Genomic DNA, 13407 nt, shown 5'->3' with positions numbered 1-13407 from the left:
TAAAGTCATATTTAGTAGTTGTTTTCATGCCAACTAGGTCATCAAAAGTCACATTTAGTTGGTTGCTACTGAAAAAGTCATATTTAGTTGGGTTACAATCAGGTGAACCCCTTGCATCTACGTGACCGATGGACGTTGAAGAAGCTTTAGAATTTGTAGACCATCTAGCTTTGACTACTACGGGAAAACATTTAGATAGTCTGCAAAAAGCTATATTACGTGGCGCTTGGGACAATCAGAAATATAAAGAAATTGCACAGCATCACAACCGTTCAGAGAAATATGTTAAAGAGGTTGGCTTTAAATTATGGAAACTTTTATCAGTTGCATTAGGCGAGGAACAAGTATCTAAAGCAAATTTTAGAGCAAAGCTGGAAAATTTACGAGTTGGCAATATCTCGCTTTTTGGCAATGGCTGTATTCATATTGGTAACATCTCTGCTGATAGTTCGCAATCCTCAAAAAAATTACAACCTGAACCGCAAGACAAGGATAGATTTAACGAAAAAACAAGCAATTCCGAACCGAAAGTACATTTAGACTTATCCGATGCACCAGAACCCAACCTATTCTATAACCGCACATCCGAACTCACCACCCTCGAAAACTGGATTTTAGGCCGCACCCGCCTCATCAGCATCTTAGGCTTATCCGGTATTGGCAAAACCGCCCTTACTCTCCAACTAATCTCACAAATTCAACACGAATTCGATCGCATTATCTGGCGAAGTCTCCGCAACTCCCCACCGCTGGCGTCACTCCAAACCGACTTAATTCAATTCTGTAGGGGCGGTGCCCCCGTGCCCGCCCCCTATCCCGAAGAAAGGGCAACCACGGGGGGATTGCCCCTACTAGAATATTTACGATCGCACCGCTGTCTGATCATCCTCGATGATGTCCAAACAATCTTCAGCAGCCAACAACTCGCAGGAAATTACCAGCCAGGATATGAAAATTACGGCGCATTCTTTAAACAAATAGCAGAATCATCCCACAACAGTTGCTTAATTCTCCTGAGTTGGGAAAAACCCAGAGAAATCGCTACCTTAGAAAGCGAAAACCGCCCCTGCAAAACTCTGCAACTCAACGGCTTAGGCCCCGAAGCACAAGAAATCTTTAGAGAAAAAGGTTTAGCAGAACCGGAGAAATGGTCAGAACTAATCGACCTTTACCGAGGCAATCCCCTATGGTTAAATATAGTTGCAACTATGATTCAAGACTTATTAGGCGGTAGCGTTTCCGAATTCCTCTCCTATGATACCCTATTCTTAGGTGACTTAGAATCTCTGCTGCACCAACAGTGCGATCGCCTAACCGCATCCGAACAACAAGCTATGGGTTGGCTAGCAAGTACCCCCGAACCAGCAGACATCTCAAAAATACCAGAAAACCTGCAACTATCAAGGGCAGAACTATTAAATGTCATGCAATCTTTAGGACGACGGTCATTAGTTGAAACTGTCCAACAAAATGGGCGATCGCACTTTACTATCGCGCCCGTAATCAGAGAGTATATAACAAACAAAAAATGAAAATCGCCACCTGGAACGTCAACTCAATCCAGTAGTAATAAATATGTAGTGAAGTTTAATTACAGTAATTGAATACATATGATAATTTTATAAATGACACAATCAAATTTTGTGATTTTAATATTTCTTTACGCGCTCGAATGTAGATTTAGTTACACTTCTGCTCTCATGACTAAACTATTGCTGGAATCCTTAATATCTGCCAACATTAGTTGAGTCATGTAATATGCTATTTTTACGACCAGACTGCCCTGATTGTGGTTCAAATCACATAGTGAAAAATGGTAGAATTCATAATAAAAAACCAAAATACAAATGTCAAAGTTGCGGTCGCCAATTTGTCGATAATCCGACAAACAAAGTAATTAGCTCACAAACAAAAGATTTAATCGATCGACTTCTTTTGGAGAAGATTTCTTTGGCTGGTATAGCTAGAAGCACGGGTGTTTCTCAAAAATGGTTACAGGATTATGTAAATAATAAATATGCCTCAATCGAACGCACAGTAAAGGTTAAACCTAAAAATAAAGTCAGATTGAATGTTGAATGTGATGAACTGTGGTCATTTGTAGATTGCAAAGAAAATAAGCAATGGGTGTGGTTAGCAAGGGATAGAGAAACCAGAGAAATTATTGGTGTTTATATTGGCGATCGTAGCCAAGAAGGAGCCAAACAATTATGGAATTCTCTACCTCCTGTATATCGACAATGTGCTGTTTGGTATACAGATTTTTGGCAGGCTTATGCTTGTATTTTTCCTTCGCTACGCCATCAACCAGTTGGTAAAGACAGTGGAAAAACTAATCACATTGAAAGATTTAATAATACTTTGCGCCAACGTGTTTTTCTGCTCGTAAGAAAAACTCTTTCATTTTCTAAAAAGTTAGAAAACCATATTGGTGCTATTTGGTATTTTATCCATCATTACAACTATGTTTTGAGCCAATAAATATCTAATCACTACATATTTATCACTACCCAATTTTCGATGGCTTAATGTTTGGCTTGAATCATGAGGATGGTGGAGTGCTGGAATTTTGGCTAGTTTTGGTGGGAGATGGGCCTAGTTTTGGTTCGTATGTAGCTAATGCTGCGCTAAGTTTTTGGATTTCTGGCCATAGCTCTACTATCAAGGCTTCTTTTGCCTCGTTCGATAGTTGCTTTAAGTCGGGGAGTTTTTCCATTCCTTGATCTAATGTCTATCTTGTCTTCTTGTCAAGGGGGTTGAGCAATTACAAATAAAATTACTCTATTTTGCAACTAACCCTAATGGAAACATTAATAGGACTTACGCATAGGGGGATAGAAACCGGGTATTTTACGACAATAGTTGGTTGTGACCTCTGATTCGGTAAAAAACCCGGTTTCTTCGATGGGAGTGTGTAAGTCCTGAGTAAATCAATAAGGGCGGGCAGTGCCAGTCCTCTTACTTCTCATTACTCCGAAATACCGACTTACCCTTCGCTTTCAGAGTATTAGCCGCATCTGCTAAAGTCTGCGCGAAAGGCTGCTGCGAGTGCATGAAAACGCGAGCGGTATTGCGTCCCGGCATCCCCGAAATTGAGCCACCCGGATGCGTTCCCGCCCCCGTGAGGAACAAACCATCGATCGGCGTTTTGTAATTCGCCAACTCCGGCAAAGGACGGAAAAATATCATCTGATCTAGCGTCATATCAACGTGATAATAATTCCCTTTCAAAGCCCCCAAACGCTCTCCCAATTCTGCCGGACTTTCCACGTGGCGTCCTATAATAGAATTTTTGATATTTGGCGCGTATTCTGCTAATTTATCAATGCAGCGATCGGCAACTTTGTTCTTCAGCTCATCCGTCCAACCCGTACCGTGCTGGCCGGTTCCTTCAGCATTTTCGATCATGTAAGGAGCAAAAAATTCAATCCAAGCCGTATGATGTCCGGGGGGAGCCATTGACGGGTCTAGTACCGTCGGAAACACCACATACATCGATGGGTCTGAGTCGGGGATTCTGCCAATTGAAGGGTCGCTGTGAGCGATTTCAACGTGTCTCACCGAGTCGGCAATTAAAACCGAACCGATTAAAAATTCGTCCCGATGATTCCAGCGCTCAAACTTGGGCATTTCATTTAGAGCTAAGTCTATTTTGAGAATAGTCTCGTTGTTGTTAACAATTTTTCGCTCCAATCTTTCCCGCAAATCCGGGTCGGCACTGTCAACATCGCTGGAGTCCATTAAGTGCAGAAACAAGCGCTTAGCATCAATATTAGAAATGACACCTTTTGTCGCGCGGTATTCCGTGCCGTTGGCAACTCGAACTCCCACAGCGCGACCGTCATCAATTAATATTTTCTCGACGTGCTGGTCGGTAAGTACCACACCAGAGTAACTTTTCACTACATTTAGCAGTGCTTGCACTAATGCACCCGTCCCTCCGCGCGGTCTTGCCATGCCGGGATTGTGTCTCATTGCCAGCATAATTGCGCCTACAGCAAGGGTTTTTTGCGAAGGAGGCGCGCCGAGTTCTGAGGCGAATCTTGCTAGGGGTGCTTTGATAAATTCCTCGTCAAACCACTCGTTGACAATGTCTTCAGCGCTGGTGAGCATCGTGCGAATAAAGTCCAGCGTTTTGTCGGGGGAACCGATGACTGACAATAAATCTTTGATCTTTGAAATATCGTAGTTGCCCAGAATATCTATGATGGATTTTGGTGGCGCATTAAACATCGGAACCATTGCACCTAAAGCCCGCTGCCAAAAGTCTGTATATTCGGCATATTTTTTAGCATCGCGCTCGTTGTAGCGCGCAATTTCAGCACAAGTTTTTTCTACAGATTTGTGTGCTAAGAAATATTTACCGTCGGGATGCGGACAAAAGGCAACTGGATCGCAGAAAAGATATTCTAAACCGTGTTTTTCCAGTTCTAATTCTTCGACAACTGGTCCTAAATGGATAAACTCGTGGTCGATTGCGCACATATTGAATTTAAAATCCGGCAATTCCGGAATCGCAGCTTCAGTAGTTGCCGCGCCGCCGGGAACCGAACGTTTTTCTAACAACAGAACGGTATATCCAGCTTTCAGCAGATAAGACGCACAGACGAGTCCGTTGTGACCTGCGCCTATGATAATGACATCATACGTTTGCATAGATGAAGTTCTAGGGAGAGGATATTTTGCTTATTTTACAAATGTTAACAACTTTGCCGTCTCTACCAATAGAAATAGATTCATTGTCAGTAAGCCTTTTTAGCATATTACAAAAGATGGAGCTTTGACAAAACGCTGTTGTGTAAGCGCCTTATTTCTTCTTAAATTTACAGAGCTATCGCCTTTCTTATATCGCGCCAATATTGTACTCTATTTAGCCACATTTATTTGCCTTCAATTAAAAATTTAAGCAAACGAAGCAAGAAGGAAAAAGGAAGAGGAAAGGGGGCAGAGGGAATAGGGAATAGAAACAGTTTTGAGATTGCTTTTTTCCTGGCAACACGGCGATTGGAAGGAGTTAAGCCCTAGGAAAATTACGTACTCCACACTCAAAACTGCTAGCCAATTACCTATTAGTACAGTGAGAAATATTACTTCAGTTCCCGCAATGCCGCCTCAGCTTTTTGTACACCATCATTGTTGCCTTGCTGGCGGTAAGTGTCGAGGGCTTGTTGAAAAGCTTCAATTGCTTCGGATTTGCGATCGCGCGCTTGGAGTGCCTTACCCATATTGTAATAAGCTTCTGCCCGGTTTGGGTCAAGCTTAATCACTCGCCGAAAAGTAGTAATCGCTCCTGAAAAATCTTGTTTTTCCAGTTGAATTTTCCCCATTCCTGCGTGTGCTTCCACTAAATTAGGTCGCACCGCAATAGCCCGCTGATAAGCTATAAGCGCTCCGTCGAAGTCGTTTTGAGCCTGGAGAAGTTCGCCAATTTCTAGCTGCACTTCTGGATTCCGGGGCTCCAATTTGGCAGCTTCTTCAAAAGCTGCTAGCCCTTCGGAAGTATAACCGGCACGCAGCAAAGCAGTGCCTAATTTTAACTGGACACCTGCTTGTTTGGGAGCGAGTTCGGCTGCTTGTTGGAGCACGGTGACAGCACTGGCAAAACTTCCCTGCTGGATCAATACTAAACCCATTGAAGAATAAGCTTGCCAATTTTTCGGATCGAGGGCGATCGCCTCTTGGTATGCTTTAAAAGAACCGCTGTAATCTTTTTGCTGAAAGAGTACCACTCCGAGACCGATTCGGGCATTGACATTTTTGCGATCGAGCACAGCGGCGCGGCGGTAAGCTGTGGCTGCTGCGGGATAGTTTTGTAAATTCGCCATAGCATATCCTAATGCGTATTGGAAGTCAGCATTATTCGGTTCGAGACCGATCGCTTGTTGGTAAAATTCTACTGAGGCTTGATAGTTGCCCTGACGCGCTTCTAAATAGCCAATACCCGAAAAAATGCGGGGGTTTTCCGTATCTAAACGCGCCGCTTCTTGATAAATGGCGATCGCCCTAGTGTAGTCTCCTAAATCTACAAACTCGCGCCCTTGTCGCAGCAGATCATCTAAATTTGAATTATTTTGAGGGTTGACTTGAACGGATATTTCTGCTGAGAGCGCTATCTGCGGCGCTGCGACAGCGAATCCTGCTACTAGCAACGTACTGAATACCAAGAGACTTTGTTTGTGCACGGCCATGTGTTTCAAAGAGTATGTGGAATGGAAGAGCGAGTTGCTGTCAGCTTGGCAAGCTGACAACTTATGATTTACCAGGAATGTTTGAGTGGCGAGATGTAGTAAATCTACAGAACAAGACCCACTCAAAATTTTCGCGATTGAGGCCAACTGATGATTGTAACAACAACTGATATCATCCAAGGAGCAGAAATTCAATCTTACCTGGGAATTGTAACTGCTGAGGTTGTCTACGGCACCAATGCCCTGCGAGATTTCTTCGCGGGCATTCGCGACATCATCGGCGGACGCACCGGCAGTTACGAGGAAGTGTTTCTCAAAGGACAGCGAGATGCCCTCGCGGAACTGGAAAAACGGGCCCAGCGCCTCGGCGCCAATGCCGTAATCGGGGTGGAAGTTGACACCGGCACGATTAATGTAGACTCAAACGGGGCTTTGCTGCTGATTACTGCCGTTGGAACGGCTGTAAGATTGCGTTAAGCTGTTTTTTCTGTATACGTCCGCATTTTCTGTATACATCCGGCAAGTTTTCCAACGGGATAAAATAGTTATCAGTCATCAGTCATCAGTCATCAGTCATTAGCTAATAGCGGGTGGCTGGGGGCGGATGACTTTTTCGTTTCTTTCTTCAGACATAGATACTGGTTATTTCCGCAGGCAGATATAGTTTCTATCAATCTCAGCCACAATCAATGCTTAAGTGAAAGATTGTTAAAAATTAAAGCAAATCTCAGAGGAAAAAAAAATCTATGTCATACGTAAATAGACCTGTAGATAACGTTGGTACCGAACCCGTGGTCGTAAATTCAGTGATGGAATACCACGATCGAGTACGTTGGGGCCCGATTTTTTCTGGTTTGGTAATTGCGATCGGCACACAACTGGTGTTAAGTGCATTGGGCGCTGCGATCGGGTTGAGCAACATTGCTGGTTCAGGAGCTCCGCGCACTATTGCCGGGGACGTGGGTACCGGCGTGGGAATTTGGTCAATTATTAGTTTGTTAATTAGCTTGGCCGTTGGCGGTTGGGTAACTGCTCGCGCTTGCGGCCCGATGAACCGCAACACAGCGCTTTTAAATGGAGCAATTTTGTGGGCAACGACCTTAACAATTGGCTCTTGGCTGTTAGCAAATGGCGTGGCCGGCACTTTTGGCGTAATAGCTGCGAATGCGGGAGAAGCAATTAATCAAGCACAGCAGGGCGGGGTCGATTTGCCGAACCGAGCACCTAACGTATCTGCTCAGGATACTCGAAATATTGCTGGTAATGCTGCAAAAGCTGGTTGGTCGTTCTTGTTCGGCTCACTATTGGGTTTAGTTGCTTCGATGGTAGGAGCATCTGCCGGCGCCCGCACTCCCCGGAATTACTCGTAAAAGTTTCGTCAGAGACGGAAAGTTCATATTCAGGAAAGCACTTTTGTTAAGGTGCTTTTTTGTTAGTTTTTCCTTCCCAGGTTCTAGCCGGAAATGAATTTCTGGAGGCTCTGCCTCCAGGTTTTTAAGTTGAGGCATAGCCTCTGGATCTGTGTTACCAGGCAGAGCCTGGTAACGAGTATAAGAACGAGAAAAACGACAGAAAAAAGTGTGAGGCGTACCCTACCAATTAAGCGCTGAAGTATTTGGCTGCTGGGTGATAGGTGATAATTGCGGTTGTTGATTGTTCGGGATAAAGTTGTTCGCTTTCATCCATGTAGAGGTTGATGCGATCGCACTTTAACAATTCCAGTTGCTTGTACTGATCCGCCATATTCGGACAAGCGGGATAGCCGAAACTGTACCGCGAACCGCGATATCTTTGGGCTAGCATATCGCGAATGTTGTCCGGTTCTTCGCTACCAAAGCCCAATTCGCGCCGAATTCGCGCGTGAGTCCATTCTGCTATTGCTTCCGCTGTCTGTACCGCTAATCCATGAAAGTAGAGATAGTCGGTATATTGATTATTAGCAAATAGCTTTTGCGCGTACTCTGTAGCAATCTCTCCCACTGTCGCTACTTGCATCGGAAATACATCGATTTTACCCGATTCTTTGGGCGCAAAGAAGTCGGCAATGCACAGCCGTCGCGCCGATTTTTGCCGGGGAAATGTGAATGTTGCAGCGGGTGTCGATACATCTTGCCCGCCATCCATGATTTCTGGATCGTACAAATGCAAAGAATTACCTTCAGCTTGACAGGGAAAATACCCGTAAATTGCTTGCGGCTGCAGTAAATTTTCGGTGATGACTTTGTGTTTCCACTCTTCCAAGATGGGATAAACTTTTTCCGCTAAGAAAGCGTCGTATTCTTCCCGCGATTGGTCTTTTGGCTTGCGGAATTGCCACTGACCCGCAACTAAAGCTTGCAAATCTAAGTGCCAGAAAATCTCCTCAAAGGGGATGTCTTCTCCCTGCAACAGTTTCGTTCCCCAGAAGGGAGAATTCGGGCGATCGATATCTGCTGAAACTGCCTCGGATCGCCTGGTATCTATTACCACAGGAGTGTCTGCTTTCTTGGCATCTTCTACAGAATTTTCTGGCGCAGCTTTAGCTTCTTTAACCGCGCCATTATCCTGTCCTATTTCATCTAAAAATCCTTGCAAATCTTCCCATTTACCCGCAGATTTTGCAGGCATGAGTTTGTCCATAAAGTGCAAGTCGGAAAACGCATCTTTGCCGTAAACGACTTTACCTTTGTAGGTATTTTGGCAGTCTTCATGTACAAATTTGGGAGTCAAAGCCGCGCCGCCCAAAATTACCGGAACGGTGATGCCTTTCTGGTTGAATACTTCCAGATTTTCTTTCATGAATGCGGTGGATTTTACCAGCAAGCCACTCATGGCAATACAGTCTGCTTTGTGCTTTTCGTAAGCTTCGATGATATTGTCAACCGACTGTTTAATTCCCAAGTTGATCACTCGGTAGCCGTTGTTTGATAAAATAATATCAACCAAGTTTTTGCCGATATCGTGAACGTCGCCTTTGACAGTAGCGATGATGAATGTCCCTTTGGCATTGTCCCCGGATTCGGACTTTTCCATGTGCGGTTCTAAATAGGCAACTGCCGCTTTCATTGTTTCTGCTGACTGCAAAACAAAGGGCAGTTGCATTTGTCCCGAACCGAACAATTCTCCGACTACTTTCATGCCGTCTAACAGGAAAGTATTGATAATGTGGAGAGGCGGATAGGTTTCTAATGCTTTGGCGAGTTGGATATCTAGTCCAATGCGTTCGCCGTCGATGATGTGCTGCTTCAGGCGTTCTTCTACCGGAAGGCTTGCGTCTTCTGTCCGATCGCGCTTGGTAGTTTTGCCCGCAAACACCGTTGTCAGCTCGCCCAAGGGGTCGTAAACGCAAATTTCGCCGTCAAACTCCCGTTCGTCGTAAATGAGTTTACGGCAGATTTCTTGGTGTTTGGGGTCGATTTTGGCGAGGGGTAAAATCTTATTAGCGCTGACAATTGCCGAGTCCATCCCGGCTTGCATCGCTTCGTGCAAAAACATGGAATTCAAAACTTGCCGCGCCGCCGGATTCAAGCCGAAGGAAATATTAGAAACTCCTAAAATTACGTGACAGCCTGGTAATTCTTGGCGGATGCGGCGGATGGATTCGATCGTAGCTTTGCCGTTTTTTCTGTCTTCTTCAATCCCGGTGGAAATGGGCAATGCTAGGGTATCAAAAAAGATTTCTTGGGGGGGAATGCCGTAGGCGACGGCGGCGTTATAGGCGCGTTGGGCGATCGCAAATTTTTGGTCAGCAGTTCTGGCCATTCCGTCTTCGTCAATTGTACCGATAACTATGCCCGCGCCGTATTTTTTCGCCAACTCCAAAACTTGATAAAAACGCGGTTCTCCGTCTTCGTAGTTAGTGGAATTCAGCAAACATTTGCCGCCCGCAACTTTTAAGCCTGCTTCCATCTTTTCCCATTCGGTGGAATCCAGCATTAAAGGGAGAGTTGCATTAGTCACCACGCGGGAAACTAATTCTTTCATGTCTCGCACGCCGTCGCGGCCGACATAATCAACGTTGACATCGAGAATGTGCGCGCCTTCTCGCACTTGTTCCCTAGCCATTGCTACTAAACCATCCCAGTCTTCGGCGTTTAGCAAATCGCGGCATTTTTTGGAACCGCTGGCGTTGAGTCTTTCGCCGACAATTAAGAAGGAATTTTCTTGTTCGTAGGGTTGGGCGGTGTAAATTGAAGCGGCGGATGGTTCCCAAGTAATTTCGCGAATCTTTGGTTTAAGAGTTTTGCCAATTTCTGATAGTTCGCGGATGTGATCGTAGCGGGTTCCGCAGCAGCCGCCGATGACTTGCACGCCTAAGTCTTCGACAAAGCGCATCAAGGCCATTTTTAATTCTATTGGCGTGAGTTTGTAATGCGCGTGGCCGCCGATGTTTTCGGGTAAACCAGCGTTGGGAACGCAGGAAACGACGAAGGGCGAATGTTCGGAAAGGTATTTGACGTGTTCGGCCATGCGATCGGGCCCGGTGGCGCAGTTGAGGCCTAAAATGTCTATGGGATAGGGCTGCAAAATGGCTAGGGCGGCACTGATGTCGGAACCGACTAACATTGTGCCGGTGGCTTCCATTGTGACTGATACCATTAACGGAATTCGCGCACCTTTTTTCTTAAATACTTCTTCAATGGCATTTAATGCTGATTTAATTTGCAGCACATCTTGACAAGTTTCGACAATAAATAAGTCAACGCCGCCGTCATAAAGTCCTTCTGCTTGTTCGGCAAAAGCGGCGGTGAGTGTGTCAAAATCAATGTGTCCTAATGTTGGCAATTTGGTGCCTGGCCCGATCGATCCTGCGACAAATCTAGGTTTTTCTGGCGTAGAAAATTCGGCGGCGATACCCTTGGCGAGTTCGGCTGCTGTTTTGTTGAGATAATATGCTTTGTCTGCCAAATCGTATTCGGCGAGTACGATGGAAGCGCCGCCAAAGGTGTCTGTTTCGATGACATCGGCCCCTGCTTCGAGGAATCCCCGGTGCACGTTGGCGACGGCTTCCGGCTTGGTGTGGACGAGATATTCGTTGCAGCCTTCGTATTCTTTGCCGCCGAAGTCTTCTGCGGTGAGGTTTTGGACTTGCAGGTTGGTTCCCATCGCGCCGTCGAAGACGATGACGGGGCGTGAGGGGTGGTGGAGTCGATCGAGGAATCTGCTATTCATAAGCGGTCAAAAAAACGCCGGTGCTATATATTTACAATTTTATCTATTGTGCAATATTGTCAACAATTATGTGACTGTTTGCAAACGACTAATTACTGAAGGATTTAATGCTGCTGACAATAGTTCGATCGTACCTGTAATTTTAGCGATCGCCCTGGATAATTGTCAAAATTCTGTGGTGGGCGAGGCTGCGGGGGAAAAACGGGCTAGTTGTGAGGGCTTTTTTCGCTTAACTGTTGAGGAATTTGGCTAAAATGCGATCGCCACAATTAAACGAGTTATATAGCAATCCTAAATGACTCGTAAATTTTTACCCCACCCCACTCCTCCCCGAACCCGCTGGGAGTCCGTAATAAATTCACAAATGATGCGAAAATTGCTCTATAGCTAAAGCATTAAGATTTCTTTCTCATTTTTCTGTTAGAAGGTCTTTTAGGCAGTCGCTTAATTTCACTTTCTCCTCCTTGGACTTCTACTTTTTTTACAGTTTCTTCTACTTCTTCTATATTTTCTAAATCACCAATTTTAACCTCGCCCCCGATGATTTCTTCCTCTTCCTCAGCTTCCTCCGCATTCTGTTGATTTGCGATTAACTGCACGGCTAACCCAGAATTTTGAATCGGCAATTGTGCAATTTCTTGACTAATTTCTGCTTCTCCAATCCGCTGCTCAATTTCGGCAGCCACTAAATCTTCCTCGCAAGCAGGAAAATCATCAATTTCTTGACTAATTTCAGTTTCTCTAATTTCCTTGTCTACTAGCTGCATTGATAACTGCTGCTTTTCCCTTGACAATTCCTCAACCTTAGTCCCAAGCATTCTAATCTGTTCGTTGAGAACGCGAATTTCTCGGTTTTGCTGCTGAATCAGTTCTTCGGCATCAGCAATAGTTCGATTTCTATCTAATATAACCTCATTTCTAGTTTCTAATTCCAAAGCGCTCATAGCTGCTTTAATCACATTATAAAAATGCGGTTTAGATACATCAACTTGTTTAGCATTATGGCGGCTTTTCCCCAAAAGTCCAATTTTTTCTCCTTGCTTAACAGCCAAAACAAAACCTTGATGATTTTTTATTTTTAATTCCTTGACAAAATCTACTTGAACTAAACTGCAAATATATTTGTGACAGTCAAAATAAAATTCTGCTTTCATCAAAAAGCACCCCTTTCTGCTACAGTCCCGCAGAATTATAGCATGAACAAGGTTAAAACTCGAACAAAATTTATAAAAATAGGGTGGGCGCGGAGGTCAGTACCCTAATTTATAAATGTATGCGATGTCAAGAGTTGTTCAGGACTTATGCAAAAAATCGTTTGACGCGCTACTTCTAGCAGTAATGGGGACATTGCGCCCTACAAAATTAAGTTTTGCTGGCAGGAATTTAAATATTTTGGCTTAGCAAAATTAGCTAACTGCGACATATTTGATAAATTAATTAATTGCTTTATTTGCTGACATAAGCGATTTCCCATCCGTGACGATAATAAGCTGTTTCTAAATCAACCCTTTCAGTTTTAACATCAGGTGGTAATTCAAACAAACTTAATTGAATGGGTTCATTAGTTTTTTTGCCATTGTTAAACTTGTTTAAAAGTCTGGCTTCTAAATCTTGGTGCGATTCTAAATTGCCATCGGACAGAATATGATTAATCTGCAAGTTAAAATTTTTCAAATTGTAGCAAACTAAAATAGTCCGATGACAAGTAATCGGGTCTTTTTCCGCACACATTAAACTGATTTTATAATTGGCGGCGCCTTTTAGCAAGCGCTGAATTCCTGCGGAAAATAGAGAAGTTGCTGCTATGCGATCGTATAAAGCTTTACCGCTAGTATCGTAATAGCTTAAATCCTCCGGTCTCGCGCCCAACTCTTTGCCTAAAAAAACATATTGAATGCCGACACTTGACAGAGAAGCTTTAATTTCGGATTTATTAAAATGAGGTAAATAGCGGCTAAACGGATGCGATCGCACGTCCGCAACCGCCGTAATTCCGTGTTGTTGCAGCAGCAAAATAAACGCTTCAATACTCAGATTGGAGTGTCCGATCGTAAATAATTCCATTGCT

General features: G+C 44.3%; 11 protein-coding genes. 5 read left to right on the top strand and 6 right to left on the bottom strand.

All coding sequences use genetic code 11. The annotated features are described in order from the left end of the window. The first annotated feature begins 128 nt into the window (after window positions 1-128). Together QUA90_RS21400 and QUA90_RS21395 are read left to right on the top strand one after the other, a co-directional pair. Complete coding sequence (locus QUA90_RS21400) at window positions 129-1532, top strand: NB-ARC domain-containing protein (RefSeq protein ID WP_333447608.1); 1404 nt, start codon at window positions 129-131, stop codon at window positions 1530-1532. Window positions 1533-1758: 226 nt separating this feature from the next. Beyond that, complete coding sequence (locus QUA90_RS21395) at window positions 1759-2481, top strand: IS1 family transposase (RefSeq protein WP_333447606.1); 723 nt, start codon at window positions 1759-1761, stop codon at window positions 2479-2481. 61 nt (window positions 2482-2542) lie between these two features. Here QUA90_RS21395 and QUA90_RS30495 read toward each other — a convergent pair whose 3' ends face one another. The 3 genes from QUA90_RS30495 to QUA90_RS21385 form a co-directional block, all read right to left on the bottom strand. Then, entirely contained in the window at window positions 2543-2716 is a 174-nt protein-coding gene (locus QUA90_RS30495; protein ID WP_445242853.1) for a DUF6444 domain-containing protein, read from the bottom strand. 242 nt (window positions 2717-2958) lie between these two features. Beyond that, window positions 2959-4656, bottom strand: coding sequence for a beta-carotene ketolase CrtO (gene crtO, locus QUA90_RS21390; RefSeq protein ID WP_333082303.1), 1698 nt, complete (start codon window positions 4654-4656; stop codon window positions 2959-2961). 431 nt (window positions 4657-5087) lie between these two features. Next, window positions 5088-6188, bottom strand: a complete 1101-nt coding sequence (locus QUA90_RS21385) for a tetratricopeptide repeat protein (RefSeq protein WP_333390256.1) — start codon at window positions 6186-6188, stop codon at window positions 5088-5090. Window positions 6189-6338: 150 nt separating this feature from the next. Between QUA90_RS21385 and QUA90_RS21380 the strand changes: the two genes are divergently transcribed. Both QUA90_RS21380 and QUA90_RS21375 read left to right on the top strand, forming a co-directional pair. After that, entirely contained in the window at window positions 6339-6665 is a 327-nt protein-coding gene (locus QUA90_RS21380) for a YbjQ family protein (protein ID WP_006634531.1), read from the top strand. A gap of 269 nt (window positions 6666-6934) precedes the next feature. Further along, entirely contained in the window at window positions 6935-7558 is a 624-nt protein-coding gene (locus QUA90_RS21375) for a hypothetical protein (RefSeq protein ID WP_333216668.1), read from the top strand. A 229-nt stretch (window positions 7559-7787) separates the two neighbouring features. Here the strand turns inward: QUA90_RS21375 and metH are convergent, their stop codons facing one another. Continuing rightward, entirely contained in the window at window positions 7788-11339 is a 3552-nt protein-coding gene (gene metH, locus QUA90_RS21370) for a methionine synthase (RefSeq protein ID WP_333447605.1), read from the bottom strand. A gap of 70 nt (window positions 11340-11409) precedes the next feature. Here metH and QUA90_RS21365 point away from each other — a divergent pair, with 70 nt between their 5' ends. Next, on the top strand, window positions 11410-11592 hold the full coding sequence (locus QUA90_RS21365) for a hypothetical protein (protein ID WP_333447603.1): 183 nt from the start codon (window positions 11410-11412) through the stop codon (window positions 11590-11592). 142 nt (window positions 11593-11734) lie between these two features. Here QUA90_RS21365 and QUA90_RS21360 read toward each other — a convergent pair whose 3' ends face one another. Further along, window positions 11735-12493 (bottom strand): hypothetical protein, encoded by a 759-nt coding sequence (locus QUA90_RS21360; protein ID WP_333447602.1) that lies wholly within the window; start codon window positions 12491-12493, stop codon window positions 11735-11737. 292 nt (window positions 12494-12785) lie between these two features. Further along, the gene (locus tag QUA90_RS21355) at window positions 12786-13403 is read right to left on the bottom strand and encodes a DUF488 domain-containing protein (RefSeq protein WP_333447600.1); all 618 of its coding nucleotides are present in this window, start codon (window positions 13401-13403) and stop codon (window positions 12786-12788) included. Window positions 13404-13407 lie beyond the last annotated feature (4 nt).

This window comes from Microcoleus sp. D3_18_C4 (assembly GCF_036702355.1).
Classification (GTDB): domain Bacteria; phylum Cyanobacteriota; class Cyanobacteriia; order Cyanobacteriales; family Microcoleaceae; genus Microcoleus.
This window is presented reverse-complemented; position numbering and strand designations above follow the sequence as displayed.